Annotated in this window: 27 protein-coding genes; 14 read left to right on the top strand and 13 right to left on the bottom strand. The window is 66.1% G+C overall.

Going from position 1 to position 24405, the window contains the following annotated elements; all coding sequences use genetic code 11:
- Positions 1 to 56: 56 nt before the first annotated feature.
- The 4 genes from QX041_RS30505 to QX041_RS30490 all read right to left on the bottom strand — a co-directional run bounded on the left by QX041_RS30505 (position 57) and on the right by QX041_RS30490 (position 2839).
- Positions 57 to 1403 carry a cbb3-type cytochrome c oxidase subunit I gene (locus QX041_RS30505; RefSeq protein WP_316167625.1) on the bottom strand — a complete coding sequence of 449 codons (1347 nt, stop codon included), beginning with the start codon at positions 1401 to 1403 and terminating at the stop codon, positions 57 to 59.
- A gap of 36 nt (positions 1404 to 1439) precedes the next feature.
- Positions 1440 to 1892, bottom strand: coding sequence for a cytochrome c (locus QX041_RS30500; RefSeq protein ID WP_315717761.1), 453 nt, complete (start codon positions 1890 to 1892; stop codon positions 1440 to 1442).
- A 101-nt stretch (positions 1893 to 1993) separates the two neighbouring features.
- Positions 1994 to 2257, bottom strand: coding sequence for a cytochrome C oxidase subunit IV family protein (locus QX041_RS30495; protein WP_315717762.1), 264 nt, complete (start codon positions 2255 to 2257; stop codon positions 1994 to 1996).
- Positions 2258 to 2260: 3 nt separating this feature from the next.
- Positions 2261 to 2839: a cytochrome c oxidase subunit 3 family protein gene (locus tag QX041_RS30490; RefSeq protein WP_315750296.1), complete on the bottom strand. Its 579-nt coding sequence runs from the start codon at positions 2837 to 2839 to the stop codon at positions 2261 to 2263.
- A gap of 116 nt (positions 2840 to 2955) precedes the next feature.
- On the opposite strand from QX041_RS30490, the gene QX041_RS30485 reads away from it, so the two are divergent.
- Together QX041_RS30485 and QX041_RS30480 are read left to right on the top strand one after the other, a co-directional pair.
- Positions 2956 to 3111 (top strand): hypothetical protein, encoded by a 156-nt coding sequence (locus tag QX041_RS30485; protein ID WP_315717764.1) that lies wholly within the window; start codon positions 2956 to 2958, stop codon positions 3109 to 3111.
- 53 nt (positions 3112 to 3164) lie between these two features.
- On the top strand, positions 3165 to 3353 hold the full coding sequence (locus tag QX041_RS30480; protein WP_172112235.1) for a hypothetical protein: 189 nt from the start codon (positions 3165 to 3167) through the stop codon (positions 3351 to 3353).
- Between the two features lie 6 nt (positions 3354 to 3359).
- Here QX041_RS30480 and QX041_RS30475 read toward each other — a convergent pair whose 3' ends face one another.
- Positions 3360 to 3605: a hypothetical protein gene (locus QX041_RS30475; RefSeq protein WP_315717765.1), complete on the bottom strand. Its 246-nt coding sequence runs from the start codon at positions 3603 to 3605 to the stop codon at positions 3360 to 3362.
- Between the two features lie 298 nt (positions 3606 to 3903).
- Between QX041_RS30475 and QX041_RS30470 the strand changes: the two genes are divergently transcribed.
- From QX041_RS30470 to QX041_RS30435, 8 genes are all read left to right on the top strand, one after another.
- Positions 3904 to 5322: a M20 family metallopeptidase gene (locus tag QX041_RS30470; protein ID WP_315827071.1), complete on the top strand. Its 1419-nt coding sequence runs from the start codon at positions 3904 to 3906 to the stop codon at positions 5320 to 5322.
- A gap of 23 nt (positions 5323 to 5345) precedes the next feature.
- On the top strand, positions 5346 to 6911 hold the full coding sequence (locus QX041_RS30465) for an amidase family protein (protein WP_315827072.1): 1566 nt from the start codon (positions 5346 to 5348) through the stop codon (positions 6909 to 6911).
- Between the two features lie 259 nt (positions 6912 to 7170).
- Positions 7171 to 7938 carry a molybdate ABC transporter substrate-binding protein gene (modA, locus tag QX041_RS30460; protein ID WP_315827073.1) on the top strand — a complete coding sequence of 256 codons (768 nt, stop codon included), beginning with the start codon at positions 7171 to 7173 and terminating at the stop codon, positions 7936 to 7938.
- A gap of 26 nt (positions 7939 to 7964) precedes the next feature.
- Positions 7965 to 8654, top strand: coding sequence for a molybdate ABC transporter permease subunit (gene modB, locus QX041_RS30455; protein WP_315827074.1), 690 nt, complete (start codon positions 7965 to 7967; stop codon positions 8652 to 8654).
- Positions 8651 to 9745: a molybdenum ABC transporter ATP-binding protein gene (gene modC / locus QX041_RS30450; RefSeq protein ID WP_315827075.1), complete on the top strand. Its 1095-nt coding sequence runs from the start codon at positions 8651 to 8653 to the stop codon at positions 9743 to 9745. The genes modB and modC overlap by 4 nt, the downstream gene beginning before the upstream one ends.
- Before the next feature lie 205 nt (positions 9746 to 9950).
- Complete coding sequence (locus QX041_RS30445; protein WP_316167622.1) at positions 9951 to 10814, top strand: xanthine dehydrogenase; 864 nt, start codon at positions 9951 to 9953, stop codon at positions 10812 to 10814.
- 11 nt (positions 10815 to 10825) lie between these two features.
- Positions 10826 to 11416: a DUF2478 domain-containing protein gene (locus QX041_RS30440; RefSeq protein WP_315750289.1), complete on the top strand. Its 591-nt coding sequence runs from the start codon at positions 10826 to 10828 to the stop codon at positions 11414 to 11416.
- Entirely contained in the window at positions 11413 to 11835 is a 423-nt protein-coding gene (locus QX041_RS30435; protein ID WP_316167621.1) for a LysR family transcriptional regulator, read from the top strand. Before QX041_RS30440 ends, QX041_RS30435 begins: the two co-directional genes overlap by 4 nt.
- Here the strand turns inward: QX041_RS30435 and QX041_RS30430 are convergent.
- Both QX041_RS30430 and serA read right to left on the bottom strand, forming a co-directional pair.
- A complete protein-coding gene (locus QX041_RS30430; protein WP_315717775.1) occupies positions 11744 to 12223 on the bottom strand; it encodes a TOBE domain-containing protein in 480 nt (159 codons plus the stop codon). The two genes, QX041_RS30435 and QX041_RS30430, sit on opposite strands and share 92 nt — an antisense overlap.
- Positions 12224 to 12244: 21 nt before the next feature.
- On the bottom strand, positions 12245 to 13492 hold the full coding sequence (gene serA, locus QX041_RS30425) for a phosphoglycerate dehydrogenase (RefSeq protein ID WP_315750287.1): 1248 nt from the start codon (positions 13490 to 13492) through the stop codon (positions 12245 to 12247).
- A gap of 288 nt (positions 13493 to 13780) precedes the next feature.
- Between serA and QX041_RS30420 the strand changes: the two genes are divergently transcribed.
- The gene (locus QX041_RS30420; protein WP_315827078.1) at positions 13781 to 16435 is read left to right on the top strand and encodes a flavin-containing monooxygenase; all 2655 of its coding nucleotides are present in this window, start codon (positions 13781 to 13783) and stop codon (positions 16433 to 16435) included.
- On the opposite strand, the gene QX041_RS30415 is transcribed toward QX041_RS30420, so the two are convergent.
- The 4 genes from QX041_RS30415 to QX041_RS30400 form a co-directional block, all read right to left on the bottom strand.
- Positions 16416 to 16916: a DUF3147 family protein gene (locus QX041_RS30415; RefSeq protein WP_316167619.1), complete on the bottom strand. Its 501-nt coding sequence runs from the start codon at positions 16914 to 16916 to the stop codon at positions 16416 to 16418. The two genes, QX041_RS30420 and QX041_RS30415, sit on opposite strands and share 20 nt — an antisense overlap.
- Positions 16916 to 17263: a DUF3147 family protein gene (locus QX041_RS30410; protein ID WP_315717779.1), complete on the bottom strand. Its 348-nt coding sequence runs from the start codon at positions 17261 to 17263 to the stop codon at positions 16916 to 16918. The genes QX041_RS30415 and QX041_RS30410 overlap by 1 nt, the downstream gene beginning before the upstream one ends.
- Before the next feature lie 181 nt (positions 17264 to 17444).
- Positions 17445 to 18086, bottom strand: coding sequence for a 2-dehydro-3-deoxy-6-phosphogalactonate aldolase (locus QX041_RS30405; RefSeq protein WP_316167618.1), 642 nt, complete (start codon positions 18084 to 18086; stop codon positions 17445 to 17447).
- Positions 18083 to 19021: a 2-dehydro-3-deoxygalactonokinase gene (locus QX041_RS30400; RefSeq protein WP_315827080.1), complete on the bottom strand. Its 939-nt coding sequence runs from the start codon at positions 19019 to 19021 to the stop codon at positions 18083 to 18085. The genes QX041_RS30405 and QX041_RS30400 overlap by 4 nt, the downstream gene beginning before the upstream one ends.
- 123 nt (positions 19022 to 19144) lie before the next feature.
- Between QX041_RS30400 and QX041_RS30395 the strand changes: the two genes are divergently transcribed.
- Both QX041_RS30395 and QX041_RS30390 read left to right on the top strand, forming a co-directional pair.
- On the top strand, positions 19145 to 19918 hold the full coding sequence (locus tag QX041_RS30395; RefSeq protein ID WP_316167616.1) for a DeoR/GlpR family DNA-binding transcription regulator: 774 nt from the start codon (positions 19145 to 19147) through the stop codon (positions 19916 to 19918).
- A gap of 32 nt (positions 19919 to 19950) precedes the next feature.
- Positions 19951 to 21087: an MFS transporter gene (locus QX041_RS30390; protein WP_315750278.1), complete on the top strand. Its 1137-nt coding sequence runs from the start codon at positions 19951 to 19953 to the stop codon at positions 21085 to 21087.
- Positions 21088 to 21180: 93 nt separating this feature from the next.
- Here QX041_RS30390 and QX041_RS30385 read toward each other — a convergent pair whose 3' ends face one another.
- The gene (locus tag QX041_RS30385) at positions 21181 to 22143 is read right to left on the bottom strand and encodes a cation diffusion facilitator family transporter (RefSeq protein WP_316167613.1); all 963 of its coding nucleotides are present in this window, start codon (positions 22141 to 22143) and stop codon (positions 21181 to 21183) included.
- A 129-nt stretch (positions 22144 to 22272) separates the two neighbouring features.
- Between QX041_RS30385 and QX041_RS30380 the strand changes: the two genes are divergently transcribed.
- Positions 22273 to 22794, top strand: coding sequence for a nucleoside deaminase (locus tag QX041_RS30380; protein WP_315750276.1), 522 nt, complete (start codon positions 22273 to 22275; stop codon positions 22792 to 22794).
- A gap of 52 nt (positions 22795 to 22846) precedes the next feature.
- On the opposite strand, the gene QX041_RS30375 is transcribed toward QX041_RS30380, so the two are convergent.
- On the bottom strand, positions 22847 to 23968 hold the full coding sequence (locus QX041_RS30375) for a hypothetical protein (protein WP_315827085.1): 1122 nt from the start codon (positions 23966 to 23968) through the stop codon (positions 22847 to 22849).
- Positions 23969 to 24405 lie beyond the last annotated feature (437 nt).

Below are 24405 nucleotides of genomic sequence, written 5' to 3'. Positions count from 1 at the left end.
CACTCTCCGAATCGGGGGATGCAGGCGGCGGCATCGGAGCCGCCGCCTGCGGGGTTTTACTCCGCCGGCTGCAGGGCGCCGGGGATGATCGCCTGCTTGGCGCGGCCGGGCACCAGCACGGCCCAGACGAACATCAGCGCCGCGATCGCCACGAACACACCGGAGCCGAGCCGAACCCAGTAGAACATCGCGAGCTGGTCCTGCACGTCCATGTAGCTCTGGCCGAGCACGCGCTGCAGATGCACCTGGATGATGCCGGCGAAGGTCAGCGCAAAGGTCATCGTCATCATCGCCGTGCACATGATCCAGAAGCTCGCCATCGAGAGCCACTGATTATACGGCGCACGCTGGCGCAGCTGCGGCACCGCATAGGCCATGACCGCGAGGTTGAGCATCACATAGGCGCCGAAGAAGGCGAGATGGCCGTGCGCGGCGGTCACCTGGGTGCCGTGGGTGTAGTAGTTCACGCTGGACAGCGTGTGCAGGAAGCCCCACACGCCGGCGCCGAGGAACGCCATGACGGAGCAGCCGACCGACCACAGCAGCGCGGCGCGATTCGGATGCTTGCGTCCCGCCTTGAGCGTCATCTGCACCGTGAAGATCACCATGGTGAAGAACGGCGCGACCTCGAGCGTTGAGAACAGCGAGCCGATCCACTGCCAATAGCCGGGCGCGCCGATCCAGTAGAAATGATGGCCGGTGCCGAGGATGCCGGAGAACAGCGCCAGGCCAATGATGACGTAGAGCCACTTCTCCACCACCTCGCGGTCGATGCCGTTGAGCTTGATCATCAGGAAGGCCAGGATCGAGGCCATGATCAGCTCCCAGACGCCCTCCACCCAGAGATGGACGATGTACCACCAGTACATCTTGTCGACGGCGAGATTGGCTGGGTTGTAGAAGGCGAACAAAAAGAAGATCGCGACGCCCCACAGACCGAACAGCAGGATGTTGGTCACCGTCGTCTTGCGACCCTTCAGGGCGGTCATCGTGACGTTGAACAGGAACATCAGGCAGACGACGACGATGCCGACCTTGATGATGAAGGGCTGCTCGAGGAACTCACGGCCCTCATGGTAGTGGAAGAGATAGCCGACGACGGCCGTGCCGGCCGCGCCGAAGAACATCCAGAACTGGATCTTAGCGAGCAGCGGGCTGTAGAGCTCGGTCTCGGTCTCCTCGGGCAGCAGGAAGTAGGTGGCGCCCATGAAGCCGATCAGCGACCACACGATCAGCGCGTTGGTGTGGATCATGCGGACGATGTTGAAGGGAAGCAGGACCGACAGCGTGTTCGGCAGCACGTAGATGGTGCCGGCGAGCAGGCCGAAGATGACCTGGGCGAGGAAGAGCGTCAGCGCGCCGTAGAAATACAGCATCGCGACCTTCTGGGTCTCATATCTCATCGCGGATCTCTCTCATGACGGGGACGGGATGCCGGCTCAGCCGGCCTTGTTCGGCGGCCAGTCCTGGCGCTTGATCGTGTCGGTCCATTGCAGGAAGTCGGCGAGGTCGTTGAGCTCCTGGTCGGACAGATTGAACTGCGGCATCTGCCTGCGGCCGGGCGCACCGGAGGGTTGCGACTGCATCCAGGATTTCAGCATCTCGCGCGCGGCGGCCGGGTCCTGCCTGCCGCCCCAGCGGTCCCAGACATTGCCGACCTCTGGCGCGAAATAGGCGCCCTCGCCGAGCAGGGTATGGCAGTTGATGCAGGAGTTTCTCTCCCAGACGTGCTTGCCGCGAGCGACTCCGTCGGACAGCGTCGACGCATTGGTCGAGGTCGTGACCATGTAGTAGTGGCTGTGCGCTGTGAGCCCGAGGAAGATCGCAAAGAAGAAGGCCGAACCGCCGTAGAAGACGTTCCGTGCGGCCGACTTGGTCAGGCGTTCCGCCATGACACGTCCTTTCCGTTTTGGTGAAGGTCGATGGTGAAGGCAATCTACCGGCACTGCCGGGAGTCTCTTTGTCGCGGCGCAAGCAGCACGGCGATGGCCCGTCAGACCAGCGCGCGGAGCGCCACCGCCAGCCCGGCGAGCGCAACCAGGCCTAGGAGCCACGATGCGAGCAGGCCGCGCCACAGCGCGGGCGCATGGCGCAGGCCGAGAAAATCCAGCACGATCACCCTGCCCTTTGCCAATGCGAGCGCGAGCACGAGGGCATCGGCGAGCCAGCGATTCGGCAGCAGCAGCGAGGCCGCGAGCGTGGCAACGGCGAAGCTCAGCAATTGAAGCCAGGCGAGCGTGAGGCGATCGCGGACCATGACTCATCCCACCAGATAGAGGATCGGGAACATCACGATCCAGACCAGATCGACCATGTGCCAGAACGCCGTCCCGGTCTCGACGCTGGTGGGCGCGGCATGACGACCGACGATTCCGAGGATGACCATCCCGAGTACGACGTGAAGCAGATGGAAGCCCGTGAGCAGAAAATAGAGCGTGAAGAACGGCGACGTCTCCAGGCCTGCGCCGGCGGCAATCTCCCTGCCATACTCGGTCAGCTTGACGGCAATGAAGGCCGTGCCGAGCAGGATCGCCAGCATGATCCAACGCCGTGCTGTGGCCGGCGATCCGCCTCTCGCCGCCGCCGCCCCGCGCGCCGCAGCCCACCCGCTCGTCACAAGCACGATCGTGTTCAATGCGGCGAGAGGTCCGTCCAGCATGGCCTGCCCGGCTGCGAACACGACTGGATTGACTGCGCGCGCCACGACGAAGGCGCCGAGCAGCAGGCCGAAAGCGACAAGCTCGCTGAGGATCAGGACCCACATCATGGGGTCGCCCGGCAACCCGTCGAGCACGCCCCAGCGCTCCGTTGGTTCCGGTTCGTATGTGAGTGCCGACACCGCCACCTCCGATCAGATGTCGGCAAAGCTAATCGGGGCGGCAGACATGCTCTTTGTCGGCGCACAAACAGCACGGCGCCTGGATGCGCTACGGGATCGACATCAGGAGCATGTCCATGACCGAAGCGCAGCTCGGCCTCGTCACCGCTACCCCGATCATCATCGTGTTTGCAGCGGCGCTGCGGCGCATGGGCGTGCTGTCGACCACGGGGACCGTGTCCGCGATCGCGCTCTCCGTTGCGATTGCGGTTGTCCTGTTCACCACGCAATAACCTGGCCTGGAACCTTTGCCGTCCTCGGGCGTCAGATCGTCCGGAGGTGCCGCATGGACGACAACCGGTTCGCAGAGCTGCTCGGCAACGCCGCCATCGGCGTCTGGGGCGACATGCCGCGCGACATCCAGGAAGCGCTGTTCGAGACGGCGATGCGCGGTCACGACGATCTGAGGCACGAACTCGCCAAGCTGCTTCACGACCGGCATCCGCGGACACAGCATCCGCCGCATCCGGCTTGAGCGGTCTCAGTCGCGATGATCATCAGCCCCGAACTGTGATGGCTCGTCGTAGCCCTTGCGGCTGCTGTAGAACAACAGCACCATCAGCCCGATCCCCACGATGAGCGAAAACACCACGCCGAGCGTGAGCGCGATCCAGCCCTCGGTCGGCATCGGATCGCCGGGCAAGGTCATGCCCTGATAGGCGAAGACGACGGCGGCCGCGAGAATCAGCAGCAATGCGACGATGATGGTGATGGGTCCTGCACGCATGGCGGTCGCACTCCTGACACGAGAACAGGACGCGACCACGATCGTTCCTGGACGGGTGCGGTAACGGCGCACGGCGGCAGTTCCGAAATTTGAGGACGGCGTCCCCATCCTTCTCGCTGCGCCGCCGAAAGCATCGCGCTGCATCCAATCGCGGCATCATCTGCTCAAGGATGACGCGCGCTCCACCGCGCCTTGCCGCGCGCCGCATGGCTGCTCTCGCGGCGGATCGCTAGGCGTCGGGGAACTTAGCTGATAACCATACCGGCCCCCTATCGGCAGCAGAGGACAAGGACCGGAGATGGACAACCGCAGCGAGATCTGGCGCGGCGTCGACGCGATCAAGACCCGTTTCATCGAGCTCAGCGACCGGGTGTGGAGCATGCCCGAGGTCTGCTACACCGAGGCCCGCTCGTCCGCCGAACACCTCGCCGAGTTGAAGCACCAGGGTTTTCGGATCATCGAAAAGGTCGCGGGCATCCCGACCGCGCTGATGGGCGAATGGGGCGAAGGCGGTCCGGTCATCGCGTTCATGGGCGAATACGACGCCCTGCCCGGCCTCAGCCAGGAGGCCGGCGTCGCCGAGCATCGTCCGATCGAGACCGGCGGCCATGGCCATGGCTGCGGCCACAATCTCCTGGGCTCGGCGGCGCTGCTCGCGGCAACCGCCGTGAAGGACTGGCTCGCCGCCAACAAGGTTCCGGGACGCGTGCGCTACTACGGCTGCCCTGCCGAGGAAGGCGGCGCCGCAAAGGCCTTCATGGTGCGCTCAGGCGCGTTCGAGGATGCCGACATCGCAATCACCTGGCATCCGTCGAGCTTCTGGGAAGTGGTGATGACGCCCTCTCTCGCCAACACGCGCGCCGACTTCATCTTCACCGGACGCACCTCGCATGCGGCCGCCTCGCCGCATCTCGGCCGCAGCGCGCTCGACGCGGTGGAGCTGATGAATGTCGGCGTCAACTACATGCGCGAGCACATGCCGAGCGACGCCCGCGTGCATTACGCGCTGCTCGACACCGGCGGCATTGCGCCCAACGTCGTGCAGGCGCATGCGCGCGTCCGCTACTCGATCCGCGCGCGCGACCTGCCCGGCATGAACGAGCTGGTCGGGCGCGTACACAAGATCGCGCAAGGTGCCGCGATGATGACCGAGACCAAGGTCGAGATGAAGATCATCTCGGCGGTCTCCAACATCCTGCCCAACACGCCGCTCGAAGAGGCGCTGCACGGGATCATGGAGGAGCTGGGGCCGCCGCATTTCGACGCGAGCGACAAGGATTTTGCCGGTCAGATCCAGGCGACCCTGACCGACAAGGACATCGAATCCGTCTACTACAGCATCGGCATGGATCCGACCGACAAGCCGCTGGCCGACTTCCTGGTGCCGCTGAACGCCAAGCGCAATCCGCAGATCGGCTCGACCGATGTCGGCGACGTCAGCTGGGTGGTGCCAACGGTGCAGGTGCACGCGCCGACGGTGGCGATCGGCACGCCGTTCCACACCTGGCAGGTCGTTGCGCAAGGCAAGACGCCGGCCGCGCACAAGGCGATGGTGCAGGCCGCCAAGGCGATGGCCGGTCTCGGCATCAAGGCGCTCAATGAGCCGGCGCTGATCGCAGCCGCCAAGGCCGACCTGAAGAAGCGGACGCTGCGCACGCCCTATGTCAGCCCGCTGCCCGCCGAGGTCGAGCCGCCGCTGACCATGTCGGTCGTTTGAGAGATACACTGGGGGGAAACACAATGGCGAAAACAGCGACAAGGAAGAAGCCGGAGGCAAAGACCGCCAAGCCGGCTCCGAAGCGCGTGGCCACGCGCGCCACGGCCAACAGGAAGCCCGCAAAGGCGAAGCCGCAGGCCAGACCACAGGCGAGGGCCGCCGCGCCGAAGCCGCGGCTGCCGAGAGGACCGGTCTGGCAGTGGTCGGCGCTCGACACCGCCGCTGCGATCCGCTCGGGCGCGGTCTCCTCGGTCGAGGTGACCGAGGCGCACATCGCGCGCATGCATGAGGTCAATCCGAAGCTGAATGCGGTCGTCGTCGATCTGTCCGAAGAAGCATTGAAAGCTGCGCGCGCCGCGGACAAGGCGCGCAACAAGGACGGCCTGCTGCATGGCGTGCCCGTCACCATCAAGGAGAACGTCGACTACCAGGGACGGCCAAACCCCAACGGCGTTCAGGCGCAGATGGGAATCATCGCGCCGTCGGACGCGCCCGTCGTGCGCAACCTCAAGAACGCGGGCGCGATCGTGCTCGGCCTCACCAACACGCCGGAATTCTCATTCCGCGGCTTCACCGACAACCCGCTGCACGGACTGACCTTGAACCCGTGGGATCCCGAGATCACCTGCGGCGGCTCGTCGGGCGGCGCTGGAGCTGCGGTCGCCGCCGGTATCGGCACCATCGCGCATGGCAACGACATCGGCGGCTCGCTGCGCTGGCCGGCGCATTGCAACGGCGTTGTCACGATCAAGCCGACGCAGGGGCGCATCCCGGCCTACAACGAAAGCGCCGCGGCCGAGCGGCCGATGCTGGCGCATCTGATGTCGTCGCAGGGCCCGCTGGCGCGTAGCGTCGCCGACGTCAGGCTGGCGCTGGAGGTGATGAGCCGGCGCGATCCGCGCGATCCCTGGTGGGTGCCGGCCCCGCTCGAGGGCGAGAAGCCCAAGCGGCCGATCAAGGTCGCGCTCGCCAAGATCCCCGATGACATGGACGTCGATCCTTCGGTGCAGGCCGCGCTGCGGCAGGCCGCCGATCATCTGGAACGCTCCGGCTACCGGGTCAGCGAGGTCGAGGTCCCCGACATCTCCGGCGTCTGGCAGACCTGGTGCGACGTCATCACCACCGAGGTGGTCGTGATGCAGGAGGCCAAGATGCTGGCCGTCACCTCGGAAGACTTCCACAAGGCGTGGGGCGGGATGCGGGCCAAGGCCGAGATCCTCGACCTCGCGGGCTGGATGAACGCGACGGCGCAGCGCTCCACCCATATCCGCGCCTGGCAGCTGTTCTTCGAGGATTATCCGGTGGTGCTGGCGCCGACGACGGTCAAGCCGACGCCGGGCCCGCGCGAGGACACGGTAAGCCCGGAGCGCGTGCGCGAAATCTTCTTCAACGAGATCCGCTTCATCTCGGCCATCAACGTGCTCGGGCTGCCCGGCGCGGTGGTGCCGGTGGCGGTTCACAATGGCCAGCCGATCGGCGTGCAGCTGATCGCCGGCCGCTATCGCGAGGATCTCGCGCTCGATGCCGCCGCGGCGATCGAGAAGCGTGCGGGCATGCTGGTGCGGCAGCTCTGGGAGCGGATGGCTTAGTCTCGCGCCGGCCCGAGAACCCCGGCTCTCGGGCCGTCATGTTTCCAACATCGCTTCAGCCTCGATTGTCGAAAGTCGTACACTGACGCCCATCGCGTTTGCCCGAGGGGCCCCTCGGGTTGACGGGACGTCGCCGACCTGTCTATTTTGATGTATACGAATGAATATAGCACGGCATCGGTACGGGCGCTGCGCCGGAACGGGACTTGCAATTCACCGAAGCGAACCCGTCTCTGCGATATGAACGAGGACAATTGTGATGAGATCGATGCGCTTCGTCGCCGCTGCCCTGTGCGCGGCTGCCGCTCTCCTGACTGGCGCAAATGCGTTCGCCGGGAGCGCCAACATCGCCGTGGCCGCCAACTTCACCGAGCCGGCCAAGGAGATCGCCGGTCTGTTCAAGGCCAAGACGGGACACGAATTGGTGCTGAGCTTCGGCGCGTCCGGACAGTTCTACACCCAGATCAAGGAGAACGCGCCGTTCGCGATCCTGCTCTCCGCCGACGACGAACGGCCGAAGAAGCTGGTCGACGAGGGCCTCGGCGTCGCCGGGAGCCGTTTCACCTACGCGATCGGCAAGCTCGTTCTGTGGAGCAAGGACCCGAACGCGGTGAGAGGCGAGGAAACGCTGAAGGCGAACGCGTTCAACAAGCTGTCGATCGCCAATCCCGCCGCCGCGCCCTATGGCGCGGCTGCAGTGGAGACGCTGAAGGCGCTCAATCTCTATGAGACGATCAAGCCCAAGATCGTGCAGGGCAACACGATCTCGCAGGCGTTCCAGTTCGTCGATACCGGCAATGCCGAGGTCGGCTTCGTCGCACTGTCGCAGCTGATGCCGAATGCGGGCGGCTCGCGCTGGCTGGTGCCGCAGAACCTCTACAGCGAGATCCGTCAGGATGCCGTGCTGCTGAAGGCATCCGCCGGCAACGAGGCGGCGACCGCGTTCCTGACCTTCCTCAAGACTCCGGAAGCCCGTGCGGTCATCGAGAAGTTCGGCTATGCTCTGGACCCGAAGTCCGGCAGCTGAGCGCTCACGTCGATGAACTTCCAAGGATGAACTTGCACGTCTCGGCCGATATCTGGCAACCGGTCAGTCTGACCCTCGAATTGGCAGCGATCACGACCGTCATTCTGATGATCGTGGGAACACCGATCGCATGGTGGCTGGCGCGGTCGCAGGCGTGGTGGAAGGAGGCGGTCGCAGCCCTGGTGGCGATTCCGCTCGTGCTGCCGCCGACCGTGCTCGGCTTCTATCTGCTGGTCGCGCTCGGCCCGAGCGGTCCGGGCGGGGCGCTGGCGTCCTTGTGGGGTGCACGCACCCTCGCCTTCACTTTCCCAGGCCTCGTGATCGGCTCGGTGCTGTTCTCGATGCCGTTCGTGGTGCAGCCGATCCGCAACGCCTTCGAGGCCATGGGCGAGAAGCCCCTGGAAGCAGCCGCCACGCTGCGGGCCACGCCCTGGCGCGCGTTCTGGACGATCGCCGTGCCGCTGGCGAGCCCCGGCTTCCTCACCGGCGCGATCCTCGGCTTTGCCCACACCGTCGGCGAGTTCGGCGTCGTGCTGATGATCGGCGGCAACATTCCCGGCAGGACAAAGGTGCTGTCGATCGCGATCTACGACTACGTCGAGACCTCGCAATGGACCGAAGCCTCGGTGCTGGCGCTCGGCATGGTCGTGTTCTCGTTCGGCGTCATTCTGACGATGATGCTGATCGAGAAGAAGATGACGCGACGCGCGTCATGAGCACCGTCAAGGTCGATTTCCGCGGTACGCTCGGGCGCTTCGAGCTGAACGCGCGGTTCGAGGTGCCGGCGCGCGGCGTCACCGCGATCTTCGGCCCGTCCGGCTGCGGCAAGACCGCCGTCATGCGCAGCATCGCCGGCCTCAACCGCCTGGACGGACGATGCTCCGTCGCCGGCGACGTCTGGCAGGACGAGAAGACCTTCCGCCCGGTGCACCGGCGCCCGATCGGCTACGTCTTTCAGGAAGCCAATCTGTTCCCGCACCTCTCCGTCCGCCGCAACCTGATGTACGGGCATCCCGGCCCGTCCGGCCCCACCGCCATCGGCTTCGATGAGGTCGTGTCGCTGCTCGGCATTGCCAAGCTGCTGGAGCGCTCGCCGCGCCATCTGTCCGGCGGCGAGCGGCAGCGCGTGGCGATCGGCCGCGCGCTGCTCAGCCAGCCGAAGCTGCTGCTGATGGACGAGCCGCTGTCGGCGCTCGACCAGATCACCAAGGACGAGATCCTGCCCTATCTGGAGCGGCTGCATGCCGCGCTCGACCTGCCGATCCTCTACATCAGCCACGATATCGCGGAGGTCGAGCGGCTCGCCGATCAGCTGGTGCTGATGCGCAATGGCAGCGTCCTGGCTTCAGGTCCGCTGTCCGTGCTCCAAGCCGACCTGACACTGCCGCTCGCGCTCTCCCGCGATGCAGCGGTCAGTCTCGACGCCACCGTTCTGAAGCACGACGCCATCGACGGCATGGTGACGCTTGCGGTGCCGGGCGGGCATTTCGTGCTGCCGGCCGAGCCGCTTGCGCCGGGAACACGCCGCCGCCTGCGCGTGCTGGCCGATGATGTCAGCCTCGCCTTGGAAACGCCGAGCCGCAGCACCATCGTCAACGTGCTACGCGCGAAGATCCTGGAAATCCGCAGCCAATCGGACCACCGCGTCACCGCCCTGCTCGGCCTCGGCGAGGACGGCCAGGGTGCACGATTGCTGTCGCGGGTCACCCAACGCTCGTGGAACGAGCTCGGCCTGCAGGCAGGGCTTGCCGTCTACGCCCAGGTCAAGGGCGTCGCGCTGGTGCGCCGCGAAGAGCCCATCGCCTGATCGGCACGCGCCGACCTGCCCCACCATCACGACATGTTGTATAAGCGACAATATAGCATCCGCTGTTATATCCTAGACAATACAGCTCTGGATCAGACAAACCGAGGCATGCCTGCTTTTCCTCAATACAATGAACAAGTTGATCGGCGCGCAACGATCTGGCCCGCGGCTTGCTCATTCGATCTCGCAACACGAGGTCATCAGCATGAAAGCCGCCGCCGTCACTTGGCATCCGAACGCGCCCAAGCCGCTCGCGCTGGTGCTGGGCACCAACGAGATCGCCTCCGCGATCGCGGCCAAGCTCAACCATGAGCGCTTCGCGCTCGTCCTCTGTCACGACGCCTTTCCGCCGGTGATCCGACGCGGCATGGCCTTCCACGACGTCCTGTATGGCGAGGCCTGCGACATCGACGGCGTGGTCGGCTGCCGGGCCGAGGGCATCGCGGACGTCGTGCGCATTCATCGCGAGCCCAGCCAGGTCGCCGTCACCGGGATGCATCTCACCGACATCATCGCGTTCCGCTATCCCGCGGTCATCGTCGACGCACGGATGCAGAAGCATCTGGCCACGCCGGATCTGCGCGGCGTTGCCGGCATCGCCGTCGGCATCGGACCGCGCTTTGCGGTCGGGCACAATTGCGACATCGCGATCGAGACGCATCCTTGCGAGACCGGCGCGATCGTGGCGCACGGCACCACGCGCGACGCGGACAGCAAGGCGCGCGCGCTCGGCGGCGCCGGCCGCGAGCGCTTCGTCTATTCCAATCAGGACGCCGTCTGGCATACGCCGCTCGACATCGGCACCCGCGTCTACAAGGGACTGCAGCTCGGCTCGCTCGGCGGCACGCCGGTGCTGGCGCCGCTCGATGGCGCACTGCGCGGCATCGCGCGCGACGGTTTGCGCGTGCCGGCCAACGTCAAGCTGCTGGAGATCGATCCGCGCGGCCGCCACGCCGCATGGACCGGCATGGACGACCGCGGGCGATCGATCGCCGCGAGCGTCGTCTCGGCGGTCCACGCGATCATGCAAACCGGTCGGAAGGCGGGCCGCGTCTCCGCCAACGTGTGAGGAGGACTGCCATGGGTGTCGCTGAGGTCGGGACGTGTCAGATCGTGGCGCTGCAGGGCGCTGCGTCCACCGTCATCCAGGAGCTGCTCGATGAGCTCGCCACACGGCTCGCAGGCATCGGGCTGCGCGTCTCCGGCGTGATCGAGAGCAGCGCCGACAAGACCAGGCCGTGCAAGGCCATGATGCTGCGCAGCCTCGACGACGACCGCGTGTTCTCGATCTCGCAGGATCTCGGCCCGGGATCGCAGGCCTGCAATCTCGATCCCGAAGGATTGGTGCTGGCCTGCGCCGCCGTGCAGCAGTCGATCGCGCGCGGCACGGATGTCGTGATCCTCAGCAAGTTCGGCAAGCAGGAGGCGGCGGGAGGAGGCCTCGCCGACGCCTTCGGCTCGGCGATGTCAGCCGGGCTTCCGATCATCACGGCGGTATCGCCCGCGATGATGGAGGCGTGGACGCGCTTCGCCGGCGTGTTCGCCGAATGCGTCCCGGTCGATGTCGCGCGCCGTCCCGGCTGGATCGAGGCGTGGTCCGGCCGCATGGTGACAGCGCGAAGCCCGCGTGACATGATCGGCTCACAACGCGAGCGGATCGGAATAGGATGAAGCGCGAAGCTCAGATCGCATTGACCATCACTTTCGGCAACGGCGGAAGTCTGTGGCCCGAAGATCTGCTGCTGATCGACTTCATCCGCCGGGAGCGCTCGATCCTCGGCGCCGCGCGCGCGAGCGGCATCTCCTACCGCAAATGCTGGCTGATGGTCGATGCGCTCAACCGCACCTTCGAGACGCCGGTGTTCGAGACTCATCCGGGGCGACGGGGCGGCGGCGCCGAGATCACGCCGTTCGGCGAGCGGCTGATCGCGCTGTATCGCTCGATGGAGCGGCGCACCCGCACGGCCACCGCCGCGGCGCTCGCTGAGCTGCAGAAGGCTACCGATCCCCGCTATCAGAAGCGGGCCAGCGGCGCGGCCGAGGCAGCTCCGAAGGCCGAACCGCGCCGGGTCCGATCGCGACGCTCTTGATCATCGCCCAGGCCGACAGATCCGGCTCCAACGCCAGCCGCTCGACGGACTCCAGCGTGACCAAGGCGTGCAGCTTCGTCGCACCGAGATCGAACGTCACGCGCACATAGGGCGGATCGAGCGGCAGGATCTCCTCGATCCGGCCGGGCAGCCGGTTGGTGATCGAAACATCCATCGGCCGCGACAGCGCGATCGACACGTCGCGGGCCTCGATGGTCACGGAGACGCCGGCGTCGATCGCGGCGTCGACCATCGGAACGCGCAACTCGCCGTCGGCGAAGAACAACGTCGACATGCCATATTGCGGATCATGGCGCAGCACGCGCGCAGGCACCGTCGTGCTGAGAACGACGGACGAGGCTGAAGACGATGCAGACGAGCCGGTCATCGCGCGGCAGCCTCCACAGCCTCAAGGCCGGTCGTGATCGTACAGGACGCGAACGCGGATCGTGCCCTCCACCGCGCGCAGCTCCGACAGCAGCGCCTCGCCCTCACCGCCGACCACGTCGGTCTCGAGCACGACATAGCCGACCTCGGGATCGGTTTGCAGATATTGCGCGAGGATGTTGATGTTGTGCCGCGATACCGCCTCGTTGACCTGGCGCAGCACGCCGGGCACGTTGCGATGAACGTGGATGAAGCGCGTGCCCGTCGGGCGCGCCGGCAGTTGCACCTGCGGGAAGTTCACGGCGCCGAAGGTCGAGCCGACATCGGAATAGTCGATCAGCTTGCGCGCGACCTCGCCACCAATTCGGTCCTGCGCCTCCTCGGTGGAGCCGCCGACATGCGGGGTCAGGATCACGTTGGGCAGGCCCTGCAGCGGCGAGACGAACGGATCGGCGTTCGATGCCGGTTCGACCGGAAACACGTCGACGGCAGCACCTGAGAGCTTGCCCTCGCGCAATGCGCTGGCCAGCGCCTCGATGTCGACCACCGTGCCGCGCGAATTGTTGATCAGATAGGCCCCGTCCTTCATGTGACGGATCTGGCGCTCGCCGATCATGTTGGCGGTCGCCGGCGTCTCCGGCACGTGCAGCGACACGACGTCGCTCATCGCCAGGAGCTCGTCGAGGCTCTCGACCGGCTCGGTGTTGCCGTGACGGAGCTTGTCGGTGAGATCGAAGAAGATCACCCGCATACCCATGGCCTCGGCGAGGTTCGACAGCTGCGAGCCGATGTTGCCATAGCCGATGATGCCGAGCGTCTTGCCGCGCACCTCTCGGCTGCCATTGGCCGACTTGTCCCAGCCGCCGGCATGCGCCGACACCGAGCGCGGGAAGATGCGGCGCATCAGCATCACGACCTCGGCGATCGTCAGCTCGGCGACGCTGCGGGTGTTCGAATAGGGCGCATTGAATACGGGGATGCCGAGCCGCTTCGCGGCATCGAGATCGACCTGGTTGGTGCCGACGGAGAAGCAGCCGACCACCATCAGCCGGTCGGCGGCCTGCAGCACATCGGCGGTGAGATGCGTCCGCGAGCGAATGCCAAGCATGTGCACGCCCGACAGCATACGCTTCAACTCCGCCGAACCGAGCGCCTTCGGCAACCGCTCGATTTCCGTATAGCCGTTGGCCTCGAACATGCGGACGGCCGAGTCGTTCACGCCCTCGAGGAGCAGAACGCGGATCTTTTGCTTGGGAAGCGATAACGGCATGGGCCTGGCCTGATCAGTCGTGGATGTGGCGTAGTGTAGCGGTTGTTACAGTCGCGATGCGTTGAAACTTGGTGAATGCGACGCGGCAGGGTCGCTTTCTGTCGCTTTCTCAGGGTCTTGTCCACTCCGTCGCGGCCTTTTGACCGGCGATGCAAAATCAGCGCCTGGCATACCGGCCGCACCGCACGGCCCGCACTGCAACAACCGCAGATCGCTGTTTTGGCTGCTGACAAACCATGCGAGCAGAGCTAGCCTTTCTTCCAATCACAAAATCATCGGGAGGTCAGCATGTCAGACGGGGTTGTCGAGACACGCGCGTCGGAGGTGTCGGGCGGTGAAACGCAGACGGTCGATGTCGCCGTCGTGGGTGCCGGATTTGCGGGACTTTACCTGCTGCACCGCCTGCGCAAGGCGGGCTTCTCGACCGTGGCTCTGGATACGGCCAACGATGTCGGCGGCACCTGGTACTGGAACCGCTATCCCGGCGCGCGCTGCGACATCCAGACCGTCGACTACAGCTACACCTTCGATCCCGAGCTCGAGAAGGCCTGGCAATGGTCGGAGAAATACGCCACCCAGCCGGAGATCCTGCGCTATCTCGGCTTTGTCGCCGATCGCTACGATCTGCGCCGCGACATCCGCTTCGGCACCCGCGTGCTCGGCGCCTCCTGGGATGACGCCAAGGAGCGCTGGCTGCTGACGACCGACAAGGGCCCCGCCGTCTCCTGCCGCCACTACATCATGGCGACCGGCTGCCTGTCGCAGCCGAAGCCGCCGGAGATCGACGGCGTGCACGACTTCAAGGGCGAGATCTACTTCACCAGCCGCTGGCCGCATGACGGTGTCGACCTCCGCGGCAAGCGCGTCGCGGTGATCGGCACCGGCTCGTCCGGCATCCAGTCGATCCCGATCATCGCCGAGCAGGCAGCACAGCTCACGGTTTTCCAGCGCACGCCGAACTTCGCACTGCCGGCGCATAACGGCCCGCTCCCGGCCGATCGCGCCGCGCAGCTCGCAGAAGATCGCAACGGGCTGCGCGAGCAGGCGCGCTGGTCGATGGCTGGCGTGCCGATCCCGCCGGCCACCGACTTCAGCTGGGCGTTGAGCGAGGCCGAGCGCCGCGAACGCTTCGAGAAGCTGTGGGCGTCGGGCGACCTCGTCGGCATGCTGACGCAGCTCTGGGCCGACCAGGGTGTCGACCCCGACGGCAATGCGCTGCTCGCCGACCTCATCCGCGAGAAGATTCACGAGATCGTCAAGGATCCCGAGACCGCCGCCGCGCTCACGCCTCACGACCATCCGTTCGGCGCCAAGCGCCCGTGCTTGGACACCAACTACTATCAGACGTTCAACCGCCCCAATGTCACGCTGGTCAATCTGCGCCAGGAGCCGATCACATCCATCACCGCTGATGGCATCAAGACCGACAGGCGCAGCTTCGACATCGACGTCATCGTGTTCGCGACCGGCTTCGATGCCATGACCGGTGCGATCCGCGCCGTGCATCCGATCACCGGGCGCGGCGGCAAATCGCTGGAGGATGTCTGGGCCAACGGACCGCAAACCTATCTCGGGCTCACGGTCGCAGACTTTCCCAATCTGTTCCTGATCACGGGTCCCGGCAGCCCATCGGTGCTGTCGAACATGGCGGTCTCGATCGAGCAGCATGTCGACTGGGTCGTCGATCGTCTCGTCGCCCTGCGCGAAGCCGGGTTCACGACCATCGAGGCCACGGAGACTGCGCAGGCCGGCTGGGCACGCCACATGGCGGACTGCGCGACCGTGACGCTGCATCGGCTCGCCAACACCTGGTACACTGGTGCCAACGTGCCGGGCAAGCCGCAGACCCTGATGCCCTATACTGGCGGCGTCGGCCCCTATCGCGGCATCTGCAACGAAATCGTCAGCCGCGGCATGCTCGGCTTCAAGCTGTCAGGTCCGAACGGCGCGTCCCAATGCAATGACGGCGAGATCGTGCGGCTGCAGCCGGATGTCAGGCTGGTGCTGAACATGCTGGCCGAGATGAACTTGCCGCCGATCGAATCGATGGGCGCGGCTGGCGCCCGCGAATTCGTTGCGCAGTTCAACGCGACGAGGCCGCCTGGACGTCCCGTTGGCGAAGTCAAGGATGGCACATTGCAGGGCGCCGACGGTCCCCTGCCCTATCGGCTGTATCGGCCGGCGACGCCCGGGCCGCATCCGATCGTCGTCTACTTCCATGGCGGCGGCTGGGTGCTCGGCGACGAGCAGTCGGACGATCCATTCTGCCGCGACATGTGCCGCCGCTCCAACATGATCTTCGTCAGCGTCGGCTATCGCCATGCGCCCGAGCACCGCTTCCCGGCGGCGGCCGAGGACGGCTATGCGGCGACGCGCTGGGTGGCCGAGCACGCCGCCGAGCTCGGCGGACGCGACGGACCGGTGCTGGTGGCCGGCTGGAGCGCCGGCGGAAACATCGCTGCGGTCACTTGCCAGCTCGCGCGGGATCGCGGCGGGCCTCTCGTCGGCGGACAGTTGCTGGTCTGCCCGGTGACCGATTGCAGCTTCGATCGGCCGTCCTACACCGACAACGCGGCCGGCTACTTCCTGACGCGCGGCCTGATGTACTGGTTCTGGGACATCTACTGCTCGCCGGCGGATCGCACCGATCCGCGCGCGTCGCCGTTGCGGGGCAAGCTGCAGGGCCTGCCGCCGGCCTACATCGTCACCTGCGAGTTCGATCCGCTGCGCGACGAGGGCGTCGCCTATGCGGAGGCGCTCGCCGCCAACGGCGTGCCGGTCGGGCAGCTCAAGGCCCACGGCCACTTCCACTCGTCGTTCACGATGGTCGACGTCGTCATCACCGGCGTCGGCGGCCGCATGCAGATGGCGGAGGCGCTGCAGGCATTCACGCAGTCTGCGGAAGAAGGCGAATCGCCGGAGATCAACGCCGCCGCCAGCTGACCAGCGGAGGCTGCGGCCGAGACGTATCGCGACGGCCCGCAACTTTGCGGGTCGTTGCCGCAACACGCAGCTTGCGCCGGATCGCCCACGCTGTCACCGAGACGACGAGCCACGCCGTCGTTGCGGCGACGAAGGCGGCTGCGACGCTTGACTGAACCAGCGTGGAGAATACGGCCGCGAACGCCAGCATGCCGAGACTGCCGAGCACTGCACCTGCGGTGTCGAGTGCAGCCGCTTCGCGTCCGCGCCGCTCGCCGGAGAGTCCCTGACGGCGCTTGCGCCTGATCTCGTGCGCCTCGATCAGGGTGACGCTGGCACAGAAGATCGCCGGCAATGCCAGGAAGAGGCCGCCGATCGCAGGACCGAAGGCTTTGGCAATGAGCCCGGTCGCGACTGTGGCGGCGCCGCCCAGCGCAAAGCGGATGACGTATTCGTGCCACTTGCCGTCCTTCAGCGCCGAGGGCGAGATGCAGATCAGCATCACGCCCCTCCGGAGAAGACCGCCTGCAGTCCCAGCGCTGCGACCAGCCACACGGCCGTTGCGAGCAGGCTCGCGCTCAATGCGCGCATATGCTGCCGCATCAGCAGCCGGCACACGGTCATGCTATAGAGACAGAGCGCGGCTGCGCCGAACATCATCGAATGGCTCTGGACCGCCGCATAAGCGGCATCATGCGTGACAACCGCAACGCCCAACGTCGCCAGCGCGACCGAGGGCGCGGCTCCGAACAGGCCGGCAAAGCTCTTCGGACGCAACACATCGCCAATGATCGCGAATGTCGAAACGATGACGCCGCCGATCAGGAAGCGGATGACGGATTCGGTCATGTCCGGCTTGCTCCCGGTTGTTCGTAGCCGGTCCATGCGCGCAAGCTGCGTTCAAGGGCCGCCCGTTCCGGAGGCGCGGACCAAGACTCTTGCGAGCACGAACAATTGGTTCCCTTCCAACGCCGAGCTCTGACGACAGTTTCAAGACAGCGTCACGAAGCCGTCATGGAGCGTGATCTGCTCAGCCCGTGGCTGCGATGGCATCGTCATAGGCACGCACGGAAGCGACCGCGGTGTCTCGCACATCGCTCGCGCTCATCCCCGGCTTGTACAGGCTGGAGCCGAGTCCGAAGGCTCGCACACCGGCTACGGCATAGGAGGCGAGATTCTTGTCCGACACACCGCCGACGGCACCGACCACGACGCCTTTCGGCAGGACGGCAAGTTGCGCTGCAATCCCCGACGGACCGAGCACCGACGCCGGAAAGTATTTCAGGGCCGAGGCGCCGCAACGCAAAGCAAGAAAGGCCTCCGTCGGCGTGAAGACCCCGGGCATGGTGACCATGTCGTAGGCCTGCGCCGTCGCCAGCACTTCGACATCGACGTTGGGGCTGACCATCAGACGCCCGCCGGCCTCCGCGACACGCACGCAATCTGCGGCATTGACGACCGTCCCTGCACCGATCAGGCAGTCCTTGCCGAACCGGGCGGCGAGACGCTCGATCGAGACGAACGGTTCCGGCGAGTTGAGAGGAACCTCGATCAGCTCGAAACCGGCTTCGATCAGGACATCGACGATGGCCTCGGACTCGTCGGGTTTGATACCGCGCAGGATCGCAACCAGCGACCGCTTGACATGCGGCCAGGCAACGGACTTTGTCATGGTCGGAAACGCGCTCCCCAGATCTGCCGCGCGGCCTTGACCAGGCCGCGCCGGGACGCCTGTTCGGCATCACATTCGTTCACGTCGAAACCAGCAGCGGCCAGCGCCGCGCGATAGAGCCGGCCGAGCCGGCCCGCTCCGATCAACCGGAGTGGAAGCTCGGCGCCAAACCGCGCCCGAGCGTCGGCGATCTCACTGCCGATCAGAAGCCCGGAGAGCCTCGCAGCCCCATCGGACCGCTGCTCAAAACCGAGGAGCTGGGCTGCGCGCAGCCGGAACAGCGCATTGGTCAGTGCCGTCGGCGCGGCAAGCGACGCTGCGAAGCTCTCGCGGAACGCCGCGTCGTGCTCGACGGCCGAGGCCTCCGGTTCGACGGCGTGCATCAAAATGCTATGTTGAGAGACGACCGCGAACAGCTCGCCGGTCATGTAGGTGGCAAAGTCGATCACAGCGCCGGCATCGATCCGGATCCATTTGCTGTGGGTGCCCGGAATGCAGACGATCCCGGTGAAGTCCGGCTCGGTGACGCCGAGCAGCTGGGTTTCCTCGCCGCGCATCACGTCCGGCTGATCCGCCCGCGCCTGCGCCAGTCCCGGCAGAATCCTGACGTCGCCATCCGTGTCGACGCCAATCGCGCCGGCATGCAGCGCCTCCAGCCGGGTGGGCGTGTGCAGATAAGGCGCCTCGACCCAGCCTTGCCGCGCGCCGGCCATGCCGCAGATCAGCACCGGAACATCGGCCGGCGCGCCGAGCTTCGCCAGATGGTCGCGCAGCACCGGCGCGAAGCCAGATGTCGCGCAATGCAGCATGCCCTCGCTACCGCGGCTCCCGGCCAGCTCCGTCCCGTCTCCAGCCATCAGCCAGGCGCGGAAGCTGGATGTCCCCCAGTCGACGGCGACAAGGGCCGGCGTTGCTGACGAATAGACGGCGGTCACACCCTGCTCCCGATCACTTCGACATCTGGCAATGCCATGCCGCGCGGGCCGCGCAAACAACAAATTGCGCTCTGCACGATTATGCACGTTGTTATTCTTGTTTATGCCTGATATGAGGACGGCATGTCAGACCTTCCACTGGCGCGCCGCGACCAGATCGCCGGCCGCCTCTCGGCGGGGCACGCGGTCGTCGCGGCCGCCCTGGCCCACGAATTCGGCGTCTCCGAGGATGCCATCCGGCGCGATCTTCGTGCGCTTGCCGCCGAAGGACGCTGCCGCCGGGTGTATGGCGGCGCATTGCCGATCGCCGGCGGCATGACACCGATGGCGGCGCGGATCGGGCAAGATCGCGAACGCAAGCTGGCGCTCGCCCGGACGGCCGCCCGCGGCATCGCGCGTGGCGAATTTCTCTTCCTCGATAGTGGCAGCACCAATCTCGCCCTCGCTGAAGTCCTGCCCGATGATTTCGATCTCACCGTCGCAACCAACGCCATCGACATTGCCGCAACCGTGCTGCACCGGCAGGACCTGCAGTTGATCATGATCGGCGGCTCCGTTCATCCCGCAGTCGGCGGCTGTGTCGACGCCGATGCGCTCATGCAGGTGCAGCGCTTGAACATCGACCGCTGCTTCATCGGCGCCTGCGCTGTATCGGCGCAAGGCGGCATCAGCGCGGTTGATCCGACTGACGCAGCATTCAAGCGGACGCTGCTGTCGCTGAGCCGCGTAAGCGTCGCAATGGTCACCAACGAGAAGCTCGAGACCCGAGCCCCCCACCGTATCGCCGGCGCCAAGACCATCAGCCAGCTCACCGTCGAGCATGATGCGCCGGCGGCCCGGCTCGCCCTGCTCAAACGGACGGGAGCCACCATCATGACGGCCGCCCCGCCGGTGTGACAGCGCCCTTCAGAAAGTCGGGAATCTTCCAAATGAGTTCTGATCACAGCGGGGCGCGGCTCGCGACCCGCCTGGCCTTCTTCGTCGCCGGCTTCGGCATCGCCTGCTGGGCACCGCTGGTGCCGTTTGCCAAACAGCGGCTCGGCGTCGATGATGCGACGCTCGGGCTGCTACTGCTCTCGCTCGGCGTGGGCTCAGTCGCATCGATGCTGGCCGCCGGGCTGCTGAGCGCCCATTATGGCAGCAAGCCGGTCGTCATCGTCAGCGGCATCGCTCTCGCGCTGTTCCTGCCACTGCTGGCGATCGCAGCAACGCCAGCGACTCTCGCACTCGCATTGTTCGCCTTCGGTGCGGCGCTGGGCTCGCTCGACGTCGCGGTGAACATCCAGGCGATCGACGTCGAGCGGCTGAGCGAGCGTCCGCTGATGTCAGGTTTCCATGCCCAGTTCAGCATCGGCGGCTTCGCGGGCTCCGGCGTCATGACGGCGCTGCTCGCGTTCGACGTCGCGCCGCTGCTCGGCACACTCGCTTGTTGTGCGCTCGCCCTGGCCGCGATGATCGTGGCCGCCCCGCGACTGATGGCGAGCAAACCCGCGCAATCGGGGCCTCTGCTCGTGCTTCCGCACGGCGCGGTGCTGCTGCTGGCGGCGCTCGCCGCGATCATGTTCCTGGTCGAAGGCGCGATGCTCGACTGGAGCGCGCTGCTGCTCGCCAGTTCCGGCCGCCTGCCGGCCGCGCAGGCCGGATTGGGCTACATCATGTTCTCGATCGCAATGACCGCAGGGCGCCTCGTCGGTGACGCCGTGGTTGCACGGATCGGTGATCGCGCAACGTTGCTCGGGGGCAGCGCCATCGCCATCGCGGGCTTCGTCCTGCTGCTCGCGGCTCCGTGGGTTGCTGCTGCCATGGCGGGCTTTGCGCTGATCGGCCTCGGCGCGTCGAACCTGGTCCCAGTGCTGTTCCGCCGAGCCGGGGCGCAGACCGCCATGCCGGTCGGGCTGGCCGTCGCGGCCGTCACCACCGCAGGCTACTCAGGCGTGCTGCTGGGCCCCGCAGGCATCGGCTTCATCGCCGCAGCCACCAGCCTGCCGGCCGCATTCTGGATGTTGGCCGCACTGCTCGTCATCGTGCTGCTGAGTGCGCCGTTGGCCGCGAGCACGCAGCCTTAGGAACGAGGCGCGCCGCTCCGGTTTGACCCGGCATCTCATGCCTCGGCCATTCGTCTGCACGAAGCGACGTCGTCTATCGCTGAGCTGCCGATCTCACGCCGGCGTCGAGCCATCTTTGAGCACGCTCTCGCGCATTTCCTGATAGCGCGCACCGGTCTGCGGCTTGACGAACAGCGCCGCGACGATCGGATGCCGCGCCCTCAGCTCGCTCTCGATCGCAACGACGGCGCGCTCGATATCATCGGCGCGCTGATCGTCCGCAAACTCGATGCTCAGCGCGACAACGACATGCTGCGGTGACAGCTGCACCGTGAGCAGGCCATTGGCTGACTTGACGCCCTTCCTCTTGCGCGCGATGTCGAGGATCGAACGCGCCAGCTCCGGGTCCGCCGGCTCGCCGATCAGGAGACTCTTGCTCTCCCGCGCGAGCACCATCGAGGTCGCCGCAAGCAGCACACCGATCAGGATCGATCCGATGCCGTCCCATGCCGGCTCATCGAAGGCGACGGCCGCAGCCATCGCGGCAGCAGCAATCACGATGCCGATCAGTGCCGCGCTGTCCTCGAACACGACCATGAAGGCCGGCGGGTCCTTGCTGCGCCTGAACGCCTCGAGATAGGAGAGACCCGGCGCAGCCGCGCGAAACCGCCGCACCGCCACCCACCAGGAGCCTGCCTCGAACACGAAGGAGAGCCCGAGCACGACGTAGTTCACCGTCGGGTCTTCGATCGGCCGCGGATGCATCAGGTGCGTCACGCCTTCATACAGCGAGACGCCGGCGCCCAGCGCGAACAAGAGCAGCGCGACGATGAAGCTCCAGAAATAGAGCTCACGGCCATGGCCGAGCGGATGCCGCTGGTCGGGCGGACGGCTTGCGCGATGAAAGCCGTAGAGCAGCAGCAGTTCGTTCGAGGTGTCGACGGCGGAGTGGATCGCCTCGCTCATCATGGCCGAGCTGCCGGTCCACACCGCCGCGGCGGTCTTGGTGCAGGCCACGAGCAGATTGCCGGCAAGCGCGGCATAGACGGCAACCTTGGAATCCGCGTTTGCCGCCATGTCGCCTGCCTGTTCCCTGCGCTCGTGCGCCGGGCAACGCGAGCTGCGGGGCATCGGTTCCCGTGGCGCGCTTGCGGACGTCGCCGCGCCGGAGCAGGATCGCCCGATCCGCAACGGAGCAGAGTGACGATGGCGCCGAGAGATGAGGCGAGAGACGGACAGAGGCAAGCCGGCGCCCAAGACCGGGACGCAGATTTCCTGCGCCACAGCTTCGCCATCGCCCGCCGCGCGACATCCAACGGCAATCATCCATTCGGAGCGGTGCTGATCGCTGCCGACGGCCGCGTTCTGATCGAGGCCGAGAACGGCTACATGCCAGCTCATGACGCCACGGCCCATGCCGAGCGGCTGGTCGCGACCCAGGCCTGCGTTTCGCTAGCGCCCGAGATCAGGGCGGCGGCCACGCTGTATTCGTCGGCAGAGCCGTGCGCGATGTGCGCGGGCGCCATCTACTGGGCCGGCATCGGACGCGTGGTCTATGGCCTCAGTGAGCGGCGGCTGCGCGGCATTACCGGCAATCATCCGGAGAACCCGACCCTCGACCTGCCGTGCCGCGACGTGTTCGCGAGCGGCCAGCGTGCGACCGAAGTCGTCGGCCCCCTGTTGGAGGAGGAAGCCGCGACGCTGCATGAGGGAGCCTGGGACAAATGAAGCAGGCGCCGCGACCGGAGGCGCGGCGCCTGCTTGCGTGGCTCGATCGATATCAGAACTTCACGGTCACGCCCGAATACAGCGACGACTCGGTGCAGGCGCCCGTGGCGACACGGGTGCCGCCGACACCGGCGACGGAACAGCCGACCGCGTTGTTGTGGTCGAGGCCGAACTTGTTCTGCCAGTAGCGATAGGCCACCCAGACGTCGATCAGGTGGCTCTGCTTCTCACCCCACATCGCCTTCGACGCATCGAAGGTCAGGCGGATCGGCTCGGAATTGAACTCGATCTTGGTCGGATAGACGCCGTTCGCGACGCTGGCCGGGAGCGGCTCGGTGTCGGTGCCCTTCTTGCCGTACCAGCCGGCGCGGCCCGAGATCGAGAAGAACTGCATGCTCTCCGGCAGGAAGCCGAGATCCATGTAGTAGTTGGTCTCGACGGCCCAGGTCGGCTTGAACGAGGTATTGCCGTCATTGATGCAGGGGTTCGACCAGCCGGCCCCGCACTGCGAGAACGAATTGTGGTTGGCGAACTCCCAATACATCAGGGGAGCGACGTTGAAATAGCCCTTGTAGGGCAGGTTGAACGCGAACTGCAGGCCGGCAACCACGTCGCGTTTGGCGGCGCCGAAATAGCGGTTCTCGGTATTGGCATCCATGCCCACTTCGAACGAAATGTTCTGCAGCGGGCCCATCGTGAAGGCCTTGGTGTTGAAGATCTGGTTCCAGCCGAAGGTCGAGCGGAACAGTCCGTAGATTTCGGTCGCACCGGCACAGCTCGCCGGCGTGAAGGCGAAACCTGCGTTGGGCGACACGATCCCGCCGGTCTGCGTGCACGGCCCAGCGGGGTCGTTGTGGTCCGACTTGAACAGCGAGATCGTGAAGAAGTTGGTGCCGTAACCCCAGACGTCGAAATGGGTGAACGAGTAGACCTGCTTGGCGGTCTTGGCGTTGAATGTGCCGTTGCCGTTGACACTCCATGCACCAGGCTGGCTGGCATCGAAGATATAGGAGTAGCTGACGCGATTGTCGACGACGAGGAAGAACGGCACCTCGGCCGGCGCCTTCTTCGCGATCGCCTTGGCGGACAGGTCAGCGGCCCCCGCTGCACCGACCGACGTCAGCGCTGCCGCGCCCATTGCGACGACCGCCGCGATTGTTTGACGTAACGACATTCAGAACACCCCCAGTTGACAAGCGCCGATTCCCGACTTGCATGCACAGTTGCGCCGTTCCACGGGTGGGAGAAGCCTCAACTTTCTCCAGGACTTGCCCGCAGTTTGATCAAGGTTCCGCCGTATTGCAGCGGCGACGACATCGGTCGCGAGCTTGGGCATGGGACGATTGGCCGCGGCCACGATGCTCCCAGACCCCGATCTTGCGGCTTCACATTGCTGAAGTTTTTCCGAAAAGCCCCGCCTGGCCTTCCGCGCGCGTTCGCGGCAACGCGCGAGCGCAAGCGCGCCCCTGGACGCGCATGGGATGACGCTGCTCATCCAACGGGCAACGTGCTGCGGGCGGATCGATTTCCGGCCGGTGTCTCAAAACTGCCACAGAACTTTATCGTTCGCTCCGCTCGACCGATTGCGGGACGTGATGCCTGCAACCGCTG

This window comes from Bradyrhizobium sp. SZCCHNRI2009, from assembly GCF_032485115.1.
In the GTDB taxonomy this organism is placed as follows: Bacteria; Pseudomonadota; Alphaproteobacteria; order Rhizobiales; family Xanthobacteraceae; genus Bradyrhizobium.
Note: the sequence above shows the minus strand (reverse complement) of the source record. Positions and strands in the feature narration are given on the sequence as shown.

What these genes read in the sequence shown, in the direction of transcription:
- modB (WP_315827074.1), top strand. Translation starts at nt 7,965, where the DNA reads ATGAACTTGCACGTCTCGGCCGATATCTGGCAACCGGTCAGTCTGACC.
- QX041_RS30405 (WP_316167618.1), bottom strand. Translation starts at nt 18,086, where the DNA reads ATGACAAAGTCCGTTGCCTGGCCGCATGTCAAGCGGTCGCTGGTTGCG.
- QX041_RS30375 (WP_315827085.1), bottom strand. Translation starts at nt 23,968, where the DNA reads ATGTCGTTACGTCAAACAATCGCGGCGGTCGTCGCAATGGGCGCGGCA.
- QX041_RS30395 (WP_316167616.1), top strand. Translation starts at nt 19,145, where the DNA reads ATGTCAGACCTTCCACTGGCGCGCCGCGACCAGATCGCCGGCCGCCTC.
- QX041_RS30410 (WP_315717779.1), bottom strand. Translation starts at nt 17,263, where the DNA reads ATGACCGAATCCGTCATCCGCTTCCTGATCGGCGGCGTCATCGTTTCG.
- QX041_RS30505 (WP_316167625.1), bottom strand. Translation starts at nt 1,403, where the DNA reads ATGAGATATGAGACCCAGAAGGTCGCGATGCTGTATTTCTACGGCGCG.
- QX041_RS30420 (WP_315827078.1), top strand. Translation starts at nt 13,781, where the DNA reads ATGTCAGACGGGGTTGTCGAGACACGCGCGTCGGAGGTGTCGGGCGGT.
- QX041_RS30385 (WP_316167613.1), bottom strand. Translation starts at nt 22,143, where the DNA reads ATGGCGGCAAACGCGGATTCCAAGGTTGCCGTCTATGCCGCGCTTGCC.
- QX041_RS30500 (WP_315717761.1), bottom strand. Translation starts at nt 1,892, where the DNA reads ATGGCGGAACGCCTGACCAAGTCGGCCGCACGGAACGTCTTCTACGGC.
- QX041_RS30390 (WP_315750278.1), top strand. Translation starts at nt 19,951, where the DNA reads ATGAGTTCTGATCACAGCGGGGCGCGGCTCGCGACCCGCCTGGCCTTC.
- serA (WP_315750287.1), bottom strand. Translation starts at nt 13,492, where the DNA reads ATGCCGTTATCGCTTCCCAAGCAAAAGATCCGCGTTCTGCTCCTCGAG.
- QX041_RS30380 (WP_315750276.1), top strand. Translation starts at nt 22,273, where the DNA reads ATGGCGCCGAGAGATGAGGCGAGAGACGGACAGAGGCAAGCCGGCGCC.
- QX041_RS30415 (WP_316167619.1), bottom strand. Translation starts at nt 16,916, where the DNA reads ATGCTGATCTGCATCTCGCCCTCGGCGCTGAAGGACGGCAAGTGGCAC.
- QX041_RS30435 (WP_316167621.1), top strand. Translation starts at nt 11,413, where the DNA reads ATGAAGCGCGAAGCTCAGATCGCATTGACCATCACTTTCGGCAACGGC.
- QX041_RS30475 (WP_315717765.1), bottom strand. Translation starts at nt 3,605, where the DNA reads ATGCGTGCAGGACCCATCACCATCATCGTCGCATTGCTGCTGATTCTC.
- QX041_RS30495 (WP_315717762.1), bottom strand. Translation starts at nt 2,257, where the DNA reads ATGGTCCGCGATCGCCTCACGCTCGCCTGGCTTCAATTGCTGAGCTTC.
- QX041_RS30440 (WP_315750289.1), top strand. Translation starts at nt 10,826, where the DNA reads ATGGGTGTCGCTGAGGTCGGGACGTGTCAGATCGTGGCGCTGCAGGGC.
- QX041_RS30480 (WP_172112235.1), top strand. Translation starts at nt 3,165, where the DNA reads ATGGACGACAACCGGTTCGCAGAGCTGCTCGGCAACGCCGCCATCGGC.
- QX041_RS30470 (WP_315827071.1), top strand. Translation starts at nt 3,904, where the DNA reads ATGGACAACCGCAGCGAGATCTGGCGCGGCGTCGACGCGATCAAGACC.
- modA (WP_315827073.1), top strand. Translation starts at nt 7,171, where the DNA reads ATGAGATCGATGCGCTTCGTCGCCGCTGCCCTGTGCGCGGCTGCCGCT.
- QX041_RS30485 (WP_315717764.1), top strand. Translation starts at nt 2,956, where the DNA reads ATGACCGAAGCGCAGCTCGGCCTCGTCACCGCTACCCCGATCATCATC.
- modC (WP_315827075.1), top strand. Translation starts at nt 8,651, where the DNA reads ATGAGCACCGTCAAGGTCGATTTCCGCGGTACGCTCGGGCGCTTCGAG.
- QX041_RS30430 (WP_315717775.1), bottom strand. Translation starts at nt 12,223, where the DNA reads ATGACCGGCTCGTCTGCATCGTCTTCAGCCTCGTCCGTCGTTCTCAGC.
- QX041_RS30465 (WP_315827072.1), top strand. Translation starts at nt 5,346, where the DNA reads ATGGCGAAAACAGCGACAAGGAAGAAGCCGGAGGCAAAGACCGCCAAG.
- QX041_RS30445 (WP_316167622.1), top strand. Translation starts at nt 9,951, where the DNA reads ATGAAAGCCGCCGCCGTCACTTGGCATCCGAACGCGCCCAAGCCGCTC.